This window comes from Thalassospira sp. UBA4513 (assembly GCF_002388495.1).
Taxonomy (GTDB): domain Bacteria; phylum Pseudomonadota; class Alphaproteobacteria; order Rhodospirillales; family Thalassospiraceae; genus Thalassospira; species Thalassospira tepidiphila.
Genome location: NZ_DGMR01000039.1, coordinates 565,533 through 585,649 on the forward strand (window position 1 = coordinate 565,533; position 20,117 = coordinate 585,649).

At 54.5% G+C, this 20,117-nt stretch carries 14 protein-coding genes and 1 pseudogene; 10 read left to right on the top strand and 5 right to left on the bottom strand.

Features of this window, described 5'->3' with window-relative positions:
• A partial coding sequence (locus B2T33_RS19470; RefSeq protein WP_286792926.1) for an MHYT domain-containing protein occupies positions 1 to 967 on the bottom strand: 967 nt, incomplete at its 3' end.
• Between the two features lie 127 nt (positions 968 to 1,094).
• Positions 1,095 to 2,123: a M23 family metallopeptidase gene (locus B2T33_RS19475; RefSeq protein ID WP_286792927.1), complete on the bottom strand. Its 1,029-nt coding sequence runs from the start codon at positions 2,121 to 2,123 to the stop codon at positions 1,095 to 1,097.
• Positions 2,124 to 2,298: 175 nt separating this feature from the next.
• Between B2T33_RS19475 and B2T33_RS19480 the strand changes: the two genes are divergently transcribed.
• Positions 2,299 to 3,084: a sterol desaturase family protein gene (locus B2T33_RS19480; protein ID WP_286792928.1), complete on the top strand. Its 786-nt coding sequence runs from the start codon at positions 2,299 to 2,301 to the stop codon at positions 3,082 to 3,084.
• Positions 3,085 to 3,104: 20 nt separating this feature from the next.
• Here the strand turns inward: B2T33_RS19480 and B2T33_RS19485 are convergent, their stop codons facing one another.
• Together B2T33_RS19485 and B2T33_RS19490 are read right to left on the bottom strand one after the other, a co-directional pair.
• A complete protein-coding gene (locus tag B2T33_RS19485) occupies positions 3,105 to 6,254 on the bottom strand; it encodes an SIR2 family protein (RefSeq protein ID WP_286792929.1) in 3,150 nt (1,049 codons plus the stop codon).
• A 109-nt stretch (positions 6,255 to 6,363) separates the two neighbouring features.
• A complete protein-coding gene (locus B2T33_RS19490) occupies positions 6,364 to 7,155 on the bottom strand; it encodes a class I SAM-dependent methyltransferase (protein ID WP_286792930.1) in 792 nt (263 codons plus the stop codon).
• 243 nt (positions 7,156 to 7,398) lie between these two features.
• Here B2T33_RS19490 and B2T33_RS19495 point away from each other — a divergent pair, with 243 nt between their 5' ends.
• From B2T33_RS19495 to B2T33_RS19540, 9 genes and pseudogenes are all read left to right on the top strand, one after another.
• Positions 7,399 to 7,836 carry a MaoC family dehydratase gene (locus tag B2T33_RS19495; protein WP_063088640.1) on the top strand — a complete coding sequence of 146 codons (438 nt, stop codon included), beginning with the start codon at positions 7,399 to 7,401 and terminating at the stop codon, positions 7,834 to 7,836.
• Positions 7,837 to 7,966: 130 nt separating this feature from the next.
• On the top strand, positions 7,967 to 8,923 hold the full coding sequence (locus B2T33_RS19500) for a bifunctional riboflavin kinase/FAD synthetase (RefSeq protein WP_286792931.1): 957 nt from the start codon (positions 7,967 to 7,969) through the stop codon (positions 8,921 to 8,923).
• A gap of 109 nt (positions 8,924 to 9,032) precedes the next feature.
• Positions 9,033 to 11,934: pseudogene (ileS, locus tag B2T33_RS20420) on the top strand (isoleucine--tRNA ligase); the annotation flags it as partial.
• A 105-nt stretch (positions 11,935 to 12,039) separates the two neighbouring features.
• Positions 12,040 to 12,513 carry a signal peptidase II gene (gene lspA / locus B2T33_RS19515; RefSeq protein ID WP_064787433.1) on the top strand — a complete coding sequence of 158 codons (474 nt, stop codon included), beginning with the start codon at positions 12,040 to 12,042 and terminating at the stop codon, positions 12,511 to 12,513.
• A 50-nt stretch (positions 12,514 to 12,563) separates the two neighbouring features.
• Positions 12,564 to 13,145, top strand: a complete 582-nt coding sequence (locus tag B2T33_RS19520; RefSeq protein WP_063088643.1) for a DUF3035 domain-containing protein — start codon at positions 12,564 to 12,566, stop codon at positions 13,143 to 13,145.
• A 218-nt stretch (positions 13,146 to 13,363) separates the two neighbouring features.
• Positions 13,364 to 14,758 (top strand): M16 family metallopeptidase, encoded by a 1,395-nt coding sequence (locus tag B2T33_RS19525; protein ID WP_286792932.1) that lies wholly within the window; start codon positions 13,364 to 13,366, stop codon positions 14,756 to 14,758.
• 1 nt (position 14,759) lies between these two features.
• Positions 14,760 to 16,091 carry a M16 family metallopeptidase gene (locus tag B2T33_RS19530; protein WP_064779774.1) on the top strand — a complete coding sequence of 444 codons (1,332 nt, stop codon included), beginning with the start codon at positions 14,760 to 14,762 and terminating at the stop codon, positions 16,089 to 16,091.
• Positions 16,092 to 16,201: 110 nt separating this feature from the next.
• Entirely contained in the window at positions 16,202 to 18,163 is a 1,962-nt protein-coding gene (gene mutL, locus B2T33_RS19535; RefSeq protein WP_286792933.1) for a DNA mismatch repair endonuclease MutL, read from the top strand.
• Positions 18,164 to 18,171: 8 nt separating this feature from the next.
• Entirely contained in the window at positions 18,172 to 18,687 is a 516-nt protein-coding gene (locus tag B2T33_RS19540; RefSeq protein ID WP_286792934.1) for a GNAT family N-acetyltransferase, read from the top strand.
• On the opposite strand, the gene B2T33_RS19545 is transcribed toward B2T33_RS19540, so the two are convergent.
• On the bottom strand, positions 18,684 to 20,060 hold the full coding sequence (locus B2T33_RS19545; RefSeq protein WP_064779772.1) for a pentapeptide repeat-containing protein: 1,377 nt from the start codon (positions 20,058 to 20,060) through the stop codon (positions 18,684 to 18,686). The two genes, B2T33_RS19540 and B2T33_RS19545, sit on opposite strands and share 4 nt — an antisense overlap.
• Between the last annotated feature and the right edge of the window lie 57 nt (positions 20,061 to 20,117).

Here is a 20,117-nt window from a genome sequence, read left to right on the forward strand (position 1 = left end):
TATTGGTGTTCCAGGACAGGGTCGTTTCCGCGTAACCGACCTTTCCTGATTTGAATTCGGCCGGTGTATCTGAAAGCCACTCTGTCAGGAAATCCTGATCAAGAATGTCTGCGCGGGTAACGCCACCCAGTTTCAGGAAACTGTCATTGGCATCAATCACCCGCCCATTCTGGGTCAGGACAAGGGCCTCGATGGCGGAATCACCCAGAATGCGCATGCGGTTGCTGACATGATCGCGAAGTTGCCGGTCAACAAGGGCGGTGACAAAACCAATGGCAATCAGCCCGATGGCAACAACGGCGACGCCAACCGCAAGATATTCCTGCGAAATAAGCTGTGCCGGGACCGGCACAGTCGGATCGGGTGTAATCACCAACGCGCCCATCGCACCGAAATGCATGGTCGCCACCGCGATGGTCAGGTTTGCCTTGCCCAGAAGTTTCTGTTGGTTGGTTTGTGCGGTCTTGGCCAGATACAGCGACGCCATGCCGAACAAGGCCCCCATCAGGATGGCGGCAATCACAATATCCATGTGCCAGCTGATAATGCCGGGAACACGGATGGCAGACATGCCGGTGAAATGCATGGCCGAAATGCCAAGTCCGACAACAAGGCCGCCGACAAGACGCGACAAGACAAGGTGCGGCCCACCGACCGAGGCAATCGCAAACCCGACGGTGGTTGTCACAATTGCAATCGCCAGCGAAACAGCCGTCAGAAGGGGCTCATAGCCAACCGGTACAACCGGGTCATAGGACAGCATTGCGATGAAGTGGGTCGCCCAGATGCCACCGCCGGTCACAACCCCGGTCAGGAACAGCCATGCGATTTTCTGACGAAGGCGACCGATGCAGGCGCGTGCGTACAGATTGAATGCGGTATGAATGCCCGCCAGTCCAATAAGAAGGGCAACGAGGACCAGAACGATATCGTGCTGGTGTGCCAGACAGTCATAAATTCTGTACATTCACGCGCCAAATCTAAAATTAATGTAATAGTTTCAATAACTAATACATTTTACTGGTGTAATTTTAAGTCGGCTGGTGTACGTGAAGCAACCCAAATCGGATCTTTCCGGGGCGGGGGTGGGATCCCTAGCGGATCATAACTTTGCCCTCGCCGATGATGCGCGGGGAATTGTCACCACGGGTAAAGGTGATCTCGCCTTCATAGGTGCCAGCCGGCCATTGGCTTCCGGGGCGGTCCATATTGATAAAGAACCACTTTGCGCGCGGGCCTGCATCGTTGGGCAGATCGATGACAAAGTCGCGATGGCCGCCCTTGCCATCAGGTGTTTGCAGGCTCATGCGGATGACATCACCATCATTGGCGCCAATCAGATAGGCCCAGAAATAAAGTGCCGGGCTTGTGCGGGGTAGTTCCTGATCCTTGCCGTATCCGCGTTTAAGGTCGGATGCGTTCGGGCGCGCCATCGAAAAGCCATGGCCGTAAAGCGTGATCTCGTTATAGCTAAGCTTTGCACGCGCAGACGATGACCAAAGGGCTGCATTTTCGACATTGCAATCGGCGGCACTGCTGGTGCCCATGGCGGTGCCACTGAACGGGTCAACAAGTTCGCCATCCTTGCGCAGGTTGAAATGCAGGTGCGGGAAGGTGGCCTGACCGGAAATGCCGATCCGCCCGATCACCTGACCACGGCTGACACGGTCGCCCTGTTTGACCGCAACCCACCCGCGGCGAAGGTGGCAATACTGGCTTTGCCAGCCATCATCATGATCAATCAGAATGCCGTTGCCGCATTCGATGCCTTCAAGGCTGCTGGTGGCGATACGACCTGAATCAATGTCTTCAACCCCGTCGCGCAGGGCAACGACCGTGCCATCCGCGATCGACAGGACCGGAACACCATCAAGCATGGTGGCTTCGTCCGGGATGGCGAAATCAGTACCGCGATGGCCGTCATATGTTGTCGTGCCGCAGGCATAGTCGCGAATGTTCGGACCGGCATCATGGTCGACATAGTGAACAATGTCACAACTGTTGCCGGCACAAACGACCGGCAAATCAAACGGCGGGCCATCTGCAAGGGCGATGCTGCCAAAAGACAGGGTCGCGAACACGGAAAGAAAGAGTGTCCGAATGGATCCTGATCGTTCTGGCATATAGTCCCCCGTTATCGGTTATTGTCGCCAAGCATTGGCATTTCAGTATGAATCACCTTTCTCTAACATAAAGGTGATGAGATATCGAACTGCAAGATGTTGTTTATACATTGCGATATCCGATATCAGTTCAAGGTGACGCACACGCGCTCCTTATCACACAAGGCAGGATGAAATGGATCAGAGCGGATTATTTCGGCTGGGTATCTTTGCCGCCATTCTGGCGGTCATGGCCTTGTGGGAGGCGGTGGCCCCTTATCGGCCCAAGGAAGCCGTGCGTCGTCCGATGCGCTGGCTGACCAATTTTGGTCTGTTGTTGCTGAGTGCCGCCCTTGCCCGTTTCACCATCGGGGCTGCGATGATCGCCGCCGCCATCTGGGCGCAGGCCAATGGTTGGGGGATAAATAACCTTGTCGGCATGCCTGCATTATTGTCCGGGCTGGTCACCATCATTGTTCTCGATTGCGCGATCTATTGGCAGCATCGCCTGACCCACATCGTGCCGGTATTCTGGCGGTTTCATCGTGTGCATCACTGCGATACAGAATTTGATGTCTCGACCGCCGTGCGTTTTCATCCGGTCGAGATCGTCGCATCCGCGCTCTACAAATCCACCTTTGTCGTGCTGATCGGGGCCGATCCATGGGCGGTGGTGATTTATGAAAGCATGCTAAGCGGCTTTGCCCTGTTTAATCATGGCAATGTGCATCTGCCCAAACGCCTTGATCGCGCCTTGCGACGGGTGGTCGTGACACCCGATATGCACCGGGTGCACCATTCAAGTTTGATGAAAGAAACCAACAGCAACTACGGCAATATCCTGTCCATCTGGGACCGGATTTTTGTCAGCTATATCGATCATACCAAGGTCAATGATCACGATATGCAGATCGGCCTGAAGGAATTCCGCGACATGGACAGCCAAAGTTTGCTGGGCGTTCTCTGGATGCCATTCCGCTAGTCATGAGGTGACCAAGACCCTCAGAGAATCGTCACTTTGCAACCGACAGGCCCCTGTCGGTTGAAGCGCAGCTTCACTGAAACGGAGCTTCCAACAGCTAGCGTTTCGTAGGGCGCGTCGTCTAATGTGGTGTGGTAACAAAAAACCTCCGAGGGGTAATTTGCTATTCGCACAAAGAAGAAACGTTCTTTCCTCGATGTTACATTTCCAGTGAAATTGCCAAGGAGACTGGTGATTAAGTCGTCTTCACGTGGCGAGCTTCTTCTGTAGTTCGTGGCTGATCTGTTAGCTATATCCTCAAATAGTTTAGATGCTTCCTGCGCGCGACCTGACCAAAAAAGGTACTCGGCAAAGTAAAATCTGGCATCGAAGTTTTGGTCGTTTGTGGAAAAAGATTTTCCGAAGTGGCTCTCAATCGCATCGCTCTGTGATTTATCATTCTCAAGTAGCGCTAAGGCCATCTGTAAATGCAATGCCTTGTCATCTGGAAATCTAGTTAAGCCATCCCGCAATACGCTCATTTGTTCAGATATTGCTCCACGTTCGCGTCGCAGCCTTGCCAAACGTGCATAAACACCCGGAGAACGGGGTTTTGCCAGAACTGCTTTTTCTAGCGACTTTTCAGTTTTGGAGCTTTCACCGAGCCCACGCCAAAGACGAGCTTCAATAGATGATATATCGGGTTCATCAGGGAAGTCTTGTTGGGCTTTTTGAATTCTGACAGCGGTTTCTTCCAGCTTTGAATCGAATTCTAGTATCTCATGTTCTTTTGAGTTGTCGTTGATAGTCTTGGACAGGTCAAGAGTCTCGTCTACTAAAAGCTTGCAGTAGCTCGCATCTCTGCGGCTATCTCTTATTCGAATTTCAGATAGCAAAGATTTTGCTCTAGCCCTGAGATGATCTCTTCTTACAATATTTTCTTCAATAGATGCTTTTCTAATCGATATTTCAGCTAGTGTGTGAATGTAAATGTGATTGTGGCTGTCATACTCTCGGGCTTTTGTTGCTAGATTATCTGCTAGTTCAAGTGAGCCATCATGGTGCGAATACTCAAGTATTGCCCTTTGTTGATAGAGAAAAGCTTCTTTCTGCATTATCTGGCAGGCTTTTTCCAGTACATCACGCGCAAATTGAATTTGGGTGAATGTATTTGCCAATTCTCTGCCTTTGCAGATCCCGGCTATTACCCTTCGGTCGCTGGAGTACCCCGGGTCCAAGCCCTCAAGTATTCTAGAAAACTGCATGGATCTAGATTTGTCATCACGACATGCTTGGGCAAATACAATTTGAGCGACTCGTGAGTGCCTTGTTTGGTACGTATTATCTTGCGTGTAGGAGTCTATATTGACTTTTACTATGTTTTTTAGCGGGCCAAAAAACTTTTCTTTATAGTCAGAAAATTGGATACCACTGATTCGTGCAATTGATCCAGCACGCACATTAGTCCCAAATTGGTGCATGGTTGCGATGTCGAGATACATTCTGCGAGCATTTTCAGGAGAGATTCGAACATACTCTTCATGAATAATTTGTTCGAATGGTTTGCCTTGGGTGAGTTCGTGAAGTGCGACGAGTAATTGCCTGTCAGAGCGATCGTGGTCCATAAACGCTGCAACACGTTCCTCTCGTGTAGACGCTTTAAGAAGCCCAAGGCAGTCATGTCTCTCAAGTAAGTCGAGAAGGTCATCTACTTCTCTTCTAGAAAGATGACCAAGTTGATATGTTTCCGGTGGAAAATTTTCTTCCAATTCAGAGCAGTATGTTCCCCAATCAGCGTCTCTTTCTGCTGAAATAATTGTTATAGGGATATCATTTTTTTTGCAGTCATTTAGCACCTTCATTATCTGAGTGCAGTGAATAGATATCGAGTCAACGATTAGAATGCATGTCTTTCCGGTGAGTTCATGTAACTCATGAATAGCTTGGTATCTCGGAACTCCGAGTTCGTTTACCCAAAGAACTAGTTCATCAAGTGCGGTTGCTGCGTCAAATGCAGATCTCTTCAACGCTATTGTTTTTCCTGATCCAGCAGGGCCTTGCAGTAAATAAAATTTTTGCTTTGATTTTTTGCTTGATTCGCTTTCGTCAAGAGCTTCGTACAACAAATTCTCTGATGTCTTGCGAACTATATCGAACTTACGAACAATTCCGCACCAACCATCATCATGACCAGAGTAAAACTCTTTCGCAGATAGATCTGAGTATTTCAGCCCGCTGTGAATGTAAGTAAAATCTCTAGTTAAGCTCTCACGAAGGAAATCAGATTCGGTGCTATTAGTTCGGAAGTGCTTCCTGTATGGAGCGTCAGCGTTCGTTGAAGGAAGAGACAGTGCCCGGAACAGATCTGGAATTGTGTTCTCCAGCTCTTCCATAAAGGCACCAAAAGTAGCGTGAATTATCTCAACATTCTGGGTGGCCCAGTGTTTTACATCATGTTCGTCGGCAGATGGTGTGACGATGTACCATCTTGGACGCGCGGATGTATCAAAATCGTATATGAGTTGGCGGATGTGGCTATCAGTTAGGCTATAGCCGATGAAAATCACTGGCGATTCGGCTGCCCACTGCCTTACTCGGTTTAGAAGAAAGCTTCTGTGTTCAGCAACCCTAGCATAGTGCTCATGTGACAGAACCAACGGAATATCTCTGTCTAGTCGATGATTTAAGCAACCATGAAGTTTCAGATAAGGGACTGGTTTACGTTCGCGCTTTAGCCGGTCATCAAATGGCTCAGAATCTTTGACGAACGGAACACAAGTTTGTGTAGCGTTCTGCTCTTCTGCATAAGCCTGCTCCACGTACAAATCGTAGTTAGTTGTAGCAAGACCTCGCCAGCGGAAATGAGCAAGTGCTTTATGGGCTTGAGATGGACGAAAATCCCGGAGGTGAAATTCAATCTCGTCGAACACTGCCGCACTCCCAGCGCCAGAGCTGATCGCAATTTCCGACACTGTCATTAGGTCTCGCTTTTCCGTGCCGGGCTTCTTACCCAAGAATTTTTCTGCGATTAGATCCCTGAGTTGATTGCCGTCGGGGGGAGTTTGGCCGGATTCATTGACGCATTCTTTCGATGCACCTGCCCCAATTACTATAACTGCTCGTTGGTCCTTGATTGCCTCTTCGAGAATAAAAGGAATTTCAATCTTGATCTGAGCATTCGCACTGGGCATATCAGTTTCACATTCGTAACTGTGGGTTCAAAACATGAATTCCTAATACTGTCGGGTAAAAAACCATACTGTGCAACTCTTAGTTGGGTTGACCTTTCGGCGTCGCTGATTACGCTGGCACCACGCCGCGCACCGCCATGGCCGATGCCACAAGCGACCGCCGCCCGTCGGTTTTCCCGCCGAGATACGCCAGACGTGTGGCCTGCTGAATTTCATAGGCCGTGTCGGCATATTGCCGGTTAAAGAAATTGCGGATCAGGCTGTGTGCCCCCATCAACGACTGCCAGTAGTCATCAAAATCGATGAAATCCATGCGCACCGCCAGGGTTGCGGTTTCAATATCGCCCAGTCCGGCATCCGACCAAAGATCATAGAGGTCATCTTCATCCTGGTAGGGGACGTCGAAAACCTCTTCGCGCAGTTTTTCGCCCTCGACCCCGGCCAGAATGGCCGCGGCATCCAGAAACAGGCGGATAAACGTCAACCCGCCCGCGCGGTCCCAGACAGATGCCGCTATTTTCCCGTTCGGTTTGGTAACGCGGACCATCTCGGCAATCGCCTTTTCCGGATCTTCAAGATCATTGATCAACAGCTGCGAAAAGGCAGTATCAAAACTGTTGTTTTCGAACGGCAGCGACAACGCATCGCCGGTTTTAAGTTCGATGTTTGAAGCTTCTTCGCGCAGGGCGTCTGTCAGGTAATCGGGGATCAGGTCAATGCCGACAACCCGCGCATCCGGATACCGGTTGGCCGCCGCCAGGGTCAGGCTGCCCGTGCCACATCCAACATCAACCAACGCCCCACAAGACGGTGCGGCAACAAAATCAAGGAAGCTGCGCGACAGCCGGCGGCTCCATCGACCCATGGCAATTTCATAGGTGTCTGCAATTGTGTTGTTCATCGGGGGCGTTTCCCAAAGGTTTGTTTTTATGGACCCTAGATCATTGATATCACAGGTGGGCATGCCCTGATATGTCCCCGTTTCAGACAATTTCAAGCGCCAGTCGCAACGGCATTCGACGAAATAGGCATTGCTCATTTTGAAAAATGCGCAATAAAATTACAAATATTGCATTGCAAAATAATTATAAGCGCGACATCTGCAATGTAATCAACCGCGCAACAGGCATAGGGTTTCTAGGAAATGGATGAACGCGACGGACTTCATGGGCTGTATTTCGAAGATCTTGAGATCGGGCTGTCGGGCAGTTATGGGAAAACGGTAACCGAAACCGACATCGTGATGTTTGCCGGCATTACCGGTGATACCAACCCGGTGCACCTTAATCAGGATTACGCCGCAACCACGATGTTCGAAGGCCGCATTGCCCATGGCATGCTGTCTGCCGGTTTTATTTCGACGGTCCTTGGCACGCGCCTGCCTGGGCCGGGGACGATTTATCTTTCCCAGAACCTGCAATTCAAGGCACCGGTTCGGATCGGTGATACCGTGACAGCGCGTGTGACCGTGCGTGAACTGATCCCGGCCAAGAAACGCGCCATTATGGAAACCAACTGCTATGTCGGGGATCGTTGCGTGATCTCGGGCGAGGCAACCGTGATGGTGCCTTCACGCGCCTGATGCCGGAAAGCCTGCGCTTTTTTGTCGGAAAAGTCTTTACGCTTCGGGCCTGCGCCCTATATAGCTGCCTGCTGGATTTGCCGACAAAAGGTCGGCAGGCATGGAACGCAGCAAAGAGAGACCGGCGCGAATGCGCGTTTTTCGATCTTTTGAGAACCTGACCGATGATGCGCGCGGCGCTGTTGTGGCGATCGGCAATTTCGATGGACTGCATCTGGGGCATCAAACGCTTCTGGATCAGGCCCGCGCGATTGCCCGTGATCTTGGTGCGCCGCTTGCGATCCTTACGTTCGAGCCCCATCCGCGCATGCTGTTTCGCGCCGATGATCCGCCGTTCCGTCTGACCTCGGCCGAGGATCGCGAAACCGCAGCTGGCAGCATTGATATCGACCTGTTCTTTGAGGTCGAGTTTAACCGCGACTTTGCCGCCATGACTGCCGAGGAATTCATCGAACGTGTTCTGGTCACGGGCCTTGGCGCCAAACATGTCGTGGTTGGCTGGGATTTCTGTTTTGGCAAGGGCCGGGCAGGGGATGTCGATTTGCTGCGCGCGATTGGTGAGAAATCCGGTTTTGGCGTTACGGCGGTAACCGCTGTTACTCATGATAACGGGATTGTCTATTCCTCGACCGCGATCCGTCAGGCGCTGCGTGATGGTCGTCCCGAAGACGCCAAGCATCTGTTGGGGCGCCCGTGGGAGATTGGCGGCGTTGTCGCCCATGGCGATGCACGCGGACGTACCATAGGCTTCCCGACGGCGAATGTTCCGCTTGGCAATCACCTGCGCCCGAAATTCGGTGTTTACGCCGTCGAGCTTGGACTGGTTTCTGAAACCGATGGCAAAACCGTCGAACGCTGGATCCCCGGAGTCGCCAATATTGGCGTGCGGCCAAGCTTTGGCGGCGATGATGATGCCGGGCTTGAAGCACACCTTTTTGACTTTGATCAGGACATCTATGACCGGCGGGTGCGCGTGCGTTTGCACGGCTTTATCCGCGGGGAAAAGAAGTTCGATGGGCTTGATGCCCTGAAAGCCCAGATCGCAGCAGATGTGATCGCTGCCAAGGATATTCTCGGCAAGATTTGAATTTGTTGACGAACCCGCTATGATCCGCGCGCTTTTCGCAAGATCAGCTTTTCGCGAGATCTCCGGGGGTTCGCCCTTTTAATTTGTTCAAGACGACAGGACCGTCACGATGAGTGTCGAATACAAGAAAACCGTTATCCTGCCCAAGACCGATTTCCCGATGCGGGCGGGTTTGCCAAAGATGGAGCCGACCCTGCTCGAGCAGTGGAAGAAAGAGGACCTCTACGGCAAAATTCGCGGTATTTCGGCCGACCGTGAAATGTTTGTCCTGCATGATGGCCCGCCCTATGCGAACGGCCATCTGCATATTGGTCATGCACTGAACAAGATCCTTAAAGACGTCATCACCCGTTCCCAGCAGATGCTGGGCAAGAACGCTGTTTACGTTCCGGGTTGGGACTGCCACGGCCTTCCGATCGAATGGAAGATCGAAGAACAATACCGTGCCAAGGGCAAGAACAAGGACGATGTTCCGATTGCCGAATTCCGCAAGGAATGCCGCGAGTTCGCCCAGAAATGGCTTGATATTCAGCGCGAAGAATTCAAACGCCTTGGCGTGATGGGCGACTGGGACAATCCCTATGTCACCATGGACTACAAGGCAGAAGCCTCTATTGCCCGTGAACTTGGCAAGTTCCTGATGAACGGTTCGCTCTATATGGGCTCCAAACCGGTCATGTGGTCGGTGGTTGAAAAGACCGCCCTTGCCGAGGCGGAAGTCGAATATCACGACCATACATCCAAAACGATCTATGTTCGTTTCCCGGTCACCGAGACCAAGGTTGATCTGCTTAAAGACGCGACCATCGTCATCTGGACCACGACCCCTTGGACCATTCCGGGCAACCGCGCGATTTCGTATGGCGAAGACATCGAATATTCCGTCATCGAAGTCACCGAAACCGCCGAAGAAGCCTGGGCCACCGTTGGCGAGAAGATGGCGGTCTGTACCGATCTTCTTGAAGACCTGTGCAAAAACGGTCGCGTTACCGGTCACAAGGTTGTCGGCACCTTTAAGGGCGCCGACCTCGAAGGCACGCTCTCGGCCCATCCGTTCCGCGGTCAGGGCTATGACTTTGACGTGCCGCTTCTCGCAGCTGACTATGTCACGACCGATACCGGTACCGGCTTTGTCCATACCGCACCGACCCACGGCCCGGACGATTACCAGACCGGTCTGAAATACGGTCTGGAAGTACCGGAAATGGTCGATGGTGACGGGGCTTATTATCAGACCGTGCCGCTGTTTGCCGGCGAACGCATCTATGATGAAAACGGCAAGGAAGCGGGTGCCAACGAAGCGGTCATCGCCAAACTGATCGAAGTTGGTGCGCTGCTGTCGCGTGGCCGCCTCAAGCACTCCTATCCGTGCTCATGGCGTTCCAAGGCACCGGTGATCTATCGCACCACGCCGCAGTGGTTCATTTCCATGCAGGACAATGACCTGCGTGAAAAGGCGCTCAAGGCGATTGATGAAACCCGCTTTGTGCCAGAAGCCGGTCGTAACCGTCTGCATTCCATGATCGCCAACCGCCCGGACTGGTGCGTATCGCGCCAGCGTGCATGGGGCGTTCCGATCACGGTGTTCATCGAAAAAAGCACCCGCCAGCCGCTGCGTGATCAGGAAGTGCTTGATCGCGTCTACGAAGCCTTCTGCGAAGAAGGTGCTGATGCGTGGTTCACCCGTGATGCACAGTATTTCCTTGGCGACAAATACAACGCCGATGATTTCGAACAGGTTACTGACGTGCTTGACGTCTGGTTTGATTCCGGTTCGACCCATGCCTTCGTGCTCGAAGAACGTCAGGATCTGAAATGGCCAGCCGATCTTTACCTCGAAGGATCGGATCAGCATCGCGGCTGGTTNNGATTCCGGTTCGACCCATGCCTTCGTGCTCGAAGAACGTCAGGATCTGAAATGGCCAGCCGATCTTTACCTCGAAGGATCGGATCAGCATCGCGGCTGGTTCCACAGCTCATTGCTTGAGTCTTGCGGTACCCGTGGTCGTGCACCGTACGACGCGGTTCTGACCCATGGCTTTGTTCTTGATGGCGAAGGCCGCAAGATGTCGAAATCGCTCGGCAACGTCATTGCGCCGAACGATGTCATCGACAAGCTTGGTGCAGATATCCTGCGTCTGTGGGTGGTGAGCTCGGATTATCATGATGATCTGCGCATCAGCCATGAAATCATTCAGCGCCATTCCGACATCTACCGTCGTCTGCGCAATACCCTGCGCTTCCTGCTCGGCAACCTTGATGGCTTTGACCAGTCCGAAAAGGTTGCAGATAACGAACTGCCGGAACTCGAACGCTGGGTTCTGCATCGTCTGAGCCACCTTGATGACATGGTGCGCAAGACGACCGCGGACTACGATTTCCACTCGATGTTTATCGAGCTGCATAACTTCTGCGCGCTTGATATGTCGGCATTCTATCTTGATATCCGCAAGGACGCGCTTTATTGCGACGCGCCAAGCAGCCTGCGCCGCCGTGCAGCACGGACGGTCATGGATCGCGTGTTTGATTGCCTTGTTCGTTGGTTGGCACCGGTTCTGTGCTTTACCGCCGACGAAGCATGGCGTGCGCGCTATGGTGCCGAAAGCTCGGTTCACTCGGAAACCTTCAACACGGTTTCCGATGGCTGGAAAGACGATGCGCTGGCCGCCAAATGGGCCAAAATCCGCAAGCTTCGCCGTGTTGTCACCGGTGCGCTTGAACTTGAACGTGCCGAAAAACGCATTGGTGCCAGCCTTGATGCCGCACCAAAGGTTTATGCGACCGCTGATTATGTCGAAGCCCTGGCTGGCCTTAATCTTGCCGAAATCGCCATTACATCTGACATCGAACTGATCACGGGTGATGCACCGGACGGTGCCTATACCCTTGATGACGTTGCCGGTGTCGGTGTTGTGCCGGCCTTGGCAGAAGGCGAGAAATGCGAACGTTGCTGGCAGACCCTGCCGGAAGTTGGCAGCCACGCTGAACATAAAACCGTTTGCAACCGCTGTGCGGATGCCGTTGATGAAATGGGAATTGCCGCCGAGTAACGGTGGCGTTCGGGAACGCCCTGCTTTGGTGGCAGGGCACATCCCGGCAAGTCAGAAAGAGTGTTGATGAAACATCGTGCCTTTGTGTTTGGTCTGATCGTCATTGCAATCGTGTTTGGTGTCGACCAGTGGACCAAGGCGCTTGCCATTGATGGTCTGTCTAACCCACTTCGCGTCATCGAAGTGACGCCGTTCATGAACTTTGTTCTGGCCTGGAACCCGGGTGTTTCGTTTGGCCTGTTTCAGGGGCAGGCACCTTGGGTGATGATTGCGGTGACCGCTGCCATCACCATTGGCTTTGGCATCTGGATGTGGCGCACGCGCGATTCCATGCTGCGCTTTGCCCTGGCAATGATCATTGGCGGCGCAATTGGCAACCTCGTTGATCGTCTGCGCCACGGGGCTGTGACCGACTTCATTGATCTGCATGTTGCGGGTTATCACTGGCCGGTATTCAATATTGCCGATAGTGCAATCACGGTTGGTGCGGCGCTACTGTTGATCGATTCCCTTTTTGGCGGTAAAAAATCTACCAGATGAATTTTGGCCGGGCGAACATGGTCCGGTTTTGAAGTGGTAATGAGGCACAAATGGCCCGGAAACTGACGACCAATATTTTCAAAATTGCATTGCTGGGCGGACTTGCGCTTGGCGTTTCCGGTTGTGAATCAACACGTGAAACCTTTGGCCTGAACAAACAGTCGCCTGACGAGTTTGCGGTTGTTTCGCGCGCCCCGCTCAGCCTGCCGCCTGATTTTACCTTGCGTGTTCCTGATCCAGGCGCACCGCGCCCGCAAACCGGTTCGACCACCGATCAGGCGCGTCGTATTCTGGTTGGTGAAGATCCCAACGTTGTAAAACGTGACATCACCGAAGGTACGCGCAGCAAGGGACAGGTTGCCCTTCTTTCGGCATCCGGTGCGCAATATGCCGATCCGGAAATCCGCAACACGGTGGATCGTGAAACCTCGATCTTCATTTCCGAAAGCGAAGGCGTCGTCGACGATCTGCTGTTCTGGCAGGAAAAGCCGGAATTCGGCACCGTCGTGGATCCGGCCGCCGAAGCCAAGCGTATCCGCGATCAGCAGGCATTGGGTGACAATGTTGCCGGTGGTGCCGATACCCCTGTGATCGAACGCAAACAGAAAGGCTGGCTGGAAGACATCTTCTAAGCTTCGCCAGACGATTGGCCGAACACACGACAATTTGATGCATTCAGACAAGGGCGCGATGGTTTCGCGCCCTTGTTCTGTCATATTCGGTTCTTAAGAAATGCCTGTTGAATGCAAGTGCCGCGTTCTGCTGGTCCTGCATTGAAACACACCGTTTGCATAACCATCCTGAATTGGAATGGGACGCCACAATGAGAATTTCTGGAACAATCCGATCAATGACGCGCAGCTCCGTGGCTGTGCTTGCCCTCGTCGCACTGATTCTTGCCCTTGTGCCCGGTTTGTCACGGGCGGCTGTGTTCAGCCCGCAAACTGCCACCCTTGATAACGGCATGCAGGTCGTGCTGGTGGAAAACCACCGTGCACCGGTCGTTACCCATATGGTCTGGTACAAGGTCGGCTCGGCCGACGAGCCCCAAGGTGTCTCGGGCATTGCCCATTTCCTTGAACATCTGATGTTCAAGGGGACCGATAAGATGGTGCCGGGCGACTTTTCAAAGATCGTTGCGCGCAATGGCGGCAATGACAACGCCTTCACCAGCTGGGACTACACGGGATATTTCCAGAACATTGCCCGTGACCGGCTTGATCTGGTCATGGAGATGGAAGCCGACCGCATGACCAATCTGAAGCTTTCAGATGATGTGGTTCTGCCCGAACGCGATGTGATCATCGAAGAACGCCGTTCGCGCATTGATACCAGCCCGGGGGCGCTTCTGGGCGAACAGATGCGCGCATCGCTGTATATGGCGCATCCCTATGGTCGGTCGATCATTGGCTGGCGCCATGAAATGGAAAAACTTTCCACCGAAGACGCACTTGAATTCTATCGCGACTGGTATGCGCCCAATAATGCCATTTTGGTTGTTGCCGGCGACATCACCATGGATGAATTGCTGCCGATGGCGGAAAAATATTACGGCGTCATCCCGCGTGGTAAGGACATGACCCGCAACCGTGTTCAGGAACCGGTTCAGCATGCCCCGCGCAAGGTCACCATGCGTGACCCGCAGGTCGGTCAGGCATCCTGGTCGCGCTATTATCTGGCACCGTCCTACAATACCGATGCGGCTGATGCCGTGCCGCTTGATGTGCTGAGCGAAATCATCGGATCGGGCACCACCAGCCGCTTCTTCAAGGCCCTTGTGGTCGATCAGGAAATCGCCTCAAGCGTTGGCACCTTCTATGATCCGGTGACCGTCGATCTGGCAAGCTTCGGTGTCTATGCCGTTCCGCGCGGTGATGTCGATTTGGCCGATCTTGAAAAGGCGGTCGAGGCCGAAATTGCCAAGGTCGTCGCCGACGGTGTGACGCAGGATGAACTCGATCGCGCCAAGCAGAAGCTGCTTGATAGTGCCGTCTTTGCCCGTGACTCGCTATCTGCCGGTGCACGCGTGCTCGGTCAGTCGCTTGCGGTCGGTTTGACCGTGGATCAGGTCGAAAGCTGGCCGGACCGGATTTCGGGTGTGACGGTGGAACAGGTCAATGACGCCGCCAAACGGGTGTTCGATGCCAAGAAATCTGTCACCGGCTGGCTGATGCCGCCCGAAGGTGGCCCGGTCACGGGCGCTGGTGCGGCCCTTCCGATCACCTCTGGCGAAGGAGTGCACTGATATGAACAAGCTGTTTAAACAGATTGCCGGTGTTGCCTTTGCGACAACGCTTGGTTTTGGCTTTGCGCAACAGGCCAAGGCGGTCGAGGTACAGGAAGTGATTTCGGACGGCGGCATTCGCGCCTGGCTTATCGAAGATCACATGAACCCGCTGATGACCATGGATATCGCCTTTACCGGTGCGGGGGCGGCAACCGATCCGGATGGCAAGCTTGGCTTGGTCAATATGGTATCTGGCCTGATTGATGAAGGCGCTGGCGCGATGGACAGCCAGACCTTCCGCAGTGAAATGGAAAACCGGTCGATCGGTCTTTCCTTTGATGCGGGGCGCGATGACTTTGCCGGATCGCTCACCACGCTAACGCGTGAACGCGAAACGGCGATTGATCTGCTGCGTCTGGCCCTGTCCGAGCCCCGCTTTGATGATGAGGCGGTTGAACGTATCCGTGCACAGGTTGTTTCGGGCCTCAAGCGGGCCGAAACCGATCCGCGCGATATCGCCAGCCGCACATTCTTTGCCTCGATCTTTGGCGATCATCCCTATGGTCGGCCGGTTTCGGGCACGCTTGAAACCGTGGCCGGTTTGAACGCCAATGATTTTCGTGGCTTCGTGCGCCGTGCCTTTGCCAAGGACAACCTGATTGTGGGCGTCGCCGGTGACATCACCGCCGAAGAACTTGGTCCTTTGCTCGACGAGGCCTTTGGCGCGTTGCCCGCGAAAAGCGACCTGCCCAAGATCGCCGATGTTACGCCGACCTATGGCGATATCGACGTAATCGAACAGGACATCCCGCAAAGTCAGGCGATCTGGGGCCAAAAAGGCATCGAACGCCAGGACCCGGATTTCTATGCCGCCTATGTGATGAATTACATCCTTGGCGGTGGCGGCTTCTCATCGCGCCTGACCGAGGAAGTCCGTGAAAAGCGTGGATTGGCTTATGGCGTCTATAGCTACCTCGCCAATCTTGATCATGCCGACATGATGATGGGCGGGGTTGCCACGCGCAATGACGCGATTGGTCAAAGCCTGTCGCTGATCAGCACCGAATGGACCAAGATGAAGCAGGACGGCATCGATCAGGAAGAGCTTGATAATGCCAAGGCCTACCTCACCGGGGCCTTCCCGCTGCGCTTCACCAGCCTCGGCAACCTGTCGGGCATGCTGGTCGGCATGCAAAAGGAAGACCTTGGTATGGACTTCCTTGATCGTCGCAATGACATGGTCAATGCCGTCACGCTTGATGACGTTAACCGAGTTGCTGCCGATCTGATGGACCCGGCCAATGTCACGGTGACCGTGGTTGGCAAGCCGGAAGGTGATCTGGCCTTCTGATCCCAGAACCACATCGGAAAAGTTGCAAAGCGCGGTGAAAGGGATTTCGCCGCGCTTTGCGCTTTGATAGGTTCATCACAACCAAGATAAACATCACGAGCACCGCCTTCATGACCTTGCGCGTCCTGCCAAAGAACCTGATCAACCAGATTGCCGCCGGTGAGGTGGTCGAACGTCCTGCGGCTGCGCTTAAGGAACTGGTTGAAAACGCCCTTGATGCCGGGGCGACCAAGGTGGACGTCAATCTGCGCGATGGCGGTCGGACGTTGTTGTCTGTCACTGACGATGGCAAGGGCATGACGCCGGACGAACTGACACTGGCCGTCGAACGCCACGCCACATCCAAGCTGCCCGATGATGATCTGTTTAACATCGGTTTCATGGGCTTTCGCGGCGAGGCCTTGCCATCGATCGGGTCGGTATCACGGATGCGCCTGACCAGCCGTGTGCGCGGCTCTGAAAACGCATGGACACTGGTGGTGGAAGGCGGGGCCAAGGGCGCACCGGAACCAGCCGCCCATCCCTATGGCACACGGGTCGAGGTGCGTGATCTTTTCTATGCCACGCCGGCACGTCTGAAGTTCCTTAAAACCGCGCGGACCGAACAGATGTATGCGCGCGAGATCATGGACCGTCTGGCGATGGCGCGCCCGGATGTCGGCTTTACACTCAGTGGTGATAACAACAAGACGATCCTGAATTACCCGGCCTGCGAAGGCGATCTGTTTGATGCACGTCTTAAACGGCTGGGGGCTGTCATGGGCCGCGAATTTCAGGATAACGCCCTTCAGATCGAGGCAGAGCGTGAAGGCATCCGCCTTACCGGCTATGCCGGGGTGCCGACACTCAACCGTGGCAATGCGCAGATGCAGTTCATGTTTGTCAATGGCCGCCCGGTCAAGGATCGGCTGCTGCAAGGCGCAGTGCGCGGCGCCTATCAGGATTTTCTGGCACGTGATCGCCATCCGTTATTGGCGCTGTTCTTTGAACTTTCTCCACGTGATGTTGACGTCAACGTCCATCCCGGCAAGACGGAGGTCCGGTTCCGTGATCCGGGCATGGTGCGGGGGCTGATTGTCGGCGCACTTAAACATGCGCTGGCCGGGGCGGGGCATCGCGCCTCGACCACGGTGGCAGATATGGCCTTGGGGGCGGTCCGCCGCGAAGGTGAGGGTCCCTCACTTCCGTATGGTGGTGGCGCACGAAGCGGCGGCGGCAGTGGTTTTAACATCGGACACTATCAGCCAAACGTGCCGGGCCATGCGGCGATTGAACGCAATTACGCCGCCCAGGCACCGATGGAAAACCCCGGAAACTATGGCGGCCTGTTTGATCGCGGGCGCGAGTTTGGCGGATCGGGTGGTAGCGCTAACATCGCAGGTGGCGAGGGCGGTTTTGCAGCCGCTGCGGCAGCGGCGCTGTCGGGTGGTTATGATGCCGCCGCACCGTCAGCGCGCATTGATAACATCGCCGATGAAGGTAAGTTTGTTGATCATCCGCTGGGGGCAGCCCGCGGGCAGGTGCATGCCAATTACATCATTGCCCAGACCCGCGACGGTCTGGTGATTGTCGATCAGCACGCCGCGCATGAACGCATTGTCTATGAACGCATGAAGGCCGATCTGGCCGAAAGCGGTGTCAAGCGACAAGGGCTGTTGCTGCCCGAAGTCGTCGAACTGGATGAAGCGTCCGCTGATCGTATTGCCGACCGGGCAGACGAATTCGCCGAACTGGGTCTGGTGATCGAGCCATTTGGTCCCGGCGCGATTGTTGTTCGCGAAGTGCCGGCCATGTTGGGCAAGGTTGATGTCAGCGCGCTGGTGCGCGATATGGCCGATGAAATTGCCGAACTGGGGCAGGGCATGGCGCTAAAAGACCGGCTGATGTATGTCTGTGCGACCATGGCTTGCCATGGATCGGTGCGGTCCGGTCGGAAGCTCAATGCCGATGAAATGAACGCCCTTTTGCGCCAGATGGAAGCCACCCCGCATTCAGGCCAATGCAACCATGGCCGCCCGACCTATGTCGAGCTCAAGCTTAACGACATCGAAAAGATGTTTGGCCGCAGGTAGGAAAACAGATGTCGGCGATCACGCTTCATATCGCGACCCTTGAGGATGCCCCGGCCATCCGTGCCTTGTTTGCGCGGTCCTATGCGACGTTTTTGGCCCATGACTATGCGCCGGACATGCTTGAACGCGCCATGCCGTTTCTCACCTTTGCCAAGCCCGAGTTATTAAGTTCGGGCACCTATTACATCGCCAGGACAGAGGCCGGTGACGTTGTTGGCGCAGGCGGCTGGACGGCGGTTCGGCCCGGAAGCCGGGAAGGTGATGTCCAGCCGGGGCTGGCCCATGTCCGGCATTTCGCCGTCGATCCCGATCACGCGCGCAAGGGCATTGCCAGCATGCTGTTTGATCGCTGCGTAAGCGACGCCAAGGCATCGGAAAATGTTAAGCGCTTTGAATGTTATTCAACCCTGACCGCCAGACGGTTTTATGAATCACGCGGCTTTCGAGTGATCGGTGATTTCGAAGCGCCTTTTGCGCCGGACTTCCGTTTTCCCAGCCTGCATATGGTCTGTGATCTCGACTAATCGCGCAGTTTCAGATCGTGGGGCAGGCGGGTATTGGCGTTGACGCGCGCCCGCTGGATCTGTTCGGCAAACAGGCCGCGCGTGCCACTCAGATCCGCATCGCGGAAATCCGTTCCGGCCAGATTGGTGCCGCTCAGATCACAATTGATCATCTTGAGGCCCCGGAAATTGGCATTCGACAGGTCCGATCCCAAAAATACCGTGTTGCGCATCATCGCCTTGCTAAACCGTGCGCCTGAAAGTCGGCTTGCCGCCAGGTTGGCGTTATCCAGATTGCTTTCACCAAAATCAGCGGCAACCAGATTGCAACGGCGCAAAACCGCATCCTTGCAATTGGCACGATGGAAGCTGGCAAACGGCAATCCACATCGGCTGAGATCAATGCCTTCCAGCTCGGCCTCGCGCAGATCGGCATGTTCGATGGACATCACCGACCCCTCGCGCCCGCCGGTATCCACCCAAAGCTTGTGACTGATCAACGCCGCGTGCAGGTCAATCTCGACGAGTTCCTCGTCTTCTGCCGTGGTGTCATCCTCGGCCTCAATCGGTTCATCGGCGGCATCGGACGGCTTGGCCTCCTCACTGGCAACGGCAGCAGGCAGCACCTCTTTGGCAGATTGCAGGGCCTCTAGGTTCTGTGCACTGGTGCGTTTGTCACGCGCACTCGGAACACCAACAAGCTCGCCGTCGCCAAATGTCTGACCGGCCCCGTTCAGGCGTGGTCGGCTATCGTCGATGTCCAGATTTGTCGTCATACCAATGGCAGGCGACGGTTTGGCGGGCTTTGTTTGCGTTTTCGGCCCGGCACCATCGTTTTCCGGTGTGTCGGAAGTCTCGGTGCTTTTGGGGACTGTTGCCGATGGATTTTTTGGCTTTGCGGTTGGACTGGTGGCACTTGAAGTCGCCATTTTGGCAAGGTCCTGTGGCCGTGCGGGGCCAAAATAGTTTTCCTCCAGCACGAAGCGGCGTGGTTTTTTCAGGACCGTTTCAATGATCTTGGTCAGGCGTTCTGGATCAATCGGCTGACGAAAAACGCCCTCAATCCCGGCGTCGACCGCATCGCGCATGCCCCGGCGATCCAGTTTCGGCGCGCCAAGCAGGATCGGGACGATGCCGCCGTGCGGATTTCCACTTGTGGCGGCGTCACGAATGGCGCGAATGGTCGAAATACCGCGGATGCCATCAAGATAAAGACCGATCAGAACCAGATCCGGCTTAAGCTCCGCAATCAGTTCGAGCGTGCGTTCGCGGTCGTCACAATCAACGAATTTGCCAAAGCCAAAATGCTCAACGGCTGCCCGTGCGGCACTGATGTTCCGTTCGCTGTAATCCGCATACAGGATTGTCTTTTTCTTGTTGGCATGGCTCGCCATGATGGGCGGTATTCCCTTTGCTCACGCGTTTTTTGGATCGAGTCCCGTTGGCAGACT

Coding starts and splice junctions, on each gene's coding strand:
- B2T33_RS19530 (WP_064779774.1), top strand. CDS start 14,760: ATGAACAAGCTGTTTAAACAGATTGCCGGTGTTGCCTTTGCGACAACG.
- B2T33_RS19540 (WP_286792934.1), top strand. CDS start 18,172: ATGTCGGCGATCACGCTTCATATCGCGACCCTTGAGGATGCCCCGGCC.
- B2T33_RS19480 (WP_286792928.1), top strand. CDS start 2,299: ATGGATCAGAGCGGATTATTTCGGCTGGGTATCTTTGCCGCCATTCTG.
- B2T33_RS19485 (WP_286792929.1), bottom strand. CDS start 6,254: ATGCCCAGTGCGAATGCTCAGATCAAGATTGAAATTCCTTTTATTCTC.
- B2T33_RS19500 (WP_286792931.1), top strand. CDS start 7,967: ATGCGCGTTTTTCGATCTTTTGAGAACCTGACCGATGATGCGCGCGGC.
- B2T33_RS19525 (WP_286792932.1), top strand. CDS start 13,364: ATGACGCGCAGCTCCGTGGCTGTGCTTGCCCTCGTCGCACTGATTCTT.
- B2T33_RS19520 (WP_063088643.1), top strand. CDS start 12,564: ATGGCCCGGAAACTGACGACCAATATTTTCAAAATTGCATTGCTGGGC.
- mutL (WP_286792933.1), top strand. CDS start 16,202: ATGACCTTGCGCGTCCTGCCAAAGAACCTGATCAACCAGATTGCCGCC.
- B2T33_RS19545 (WP_064779772.1), bottom strand. CDS start 20,060: ATGGCGAGCCATGCCAACAAGAAAAAGACAATCCTGTATGCGGATTAC.
- B2T33_RS19475 (WP_286792927.1), bottom strand. CDS start 2,123: ATGCCAGAACGATCAGGATCCATTCGGACACTCTTTCTTTCCGTGTTC.
- B2T33_RS19490 (WP_286792930.1), bottom strand. CDS start 7,155: ATGAACAACACAATTGCAGACACCTATGAAATTGCCATGGGTCGATGG.
- B2T33_RS19495 (WP_063088640.1), top strand. CDS start 7,399: ATGGATGAACGCGACGGACTTCATGGGCTGTATTTCGAAGATCTTGAG.
- lspA (WP_064787433.1), top strand. CDS start 12,040: ATGAAACATCGTGCCTTTGTGTTTGGTCTGATCGTCATTGCAATCGTG.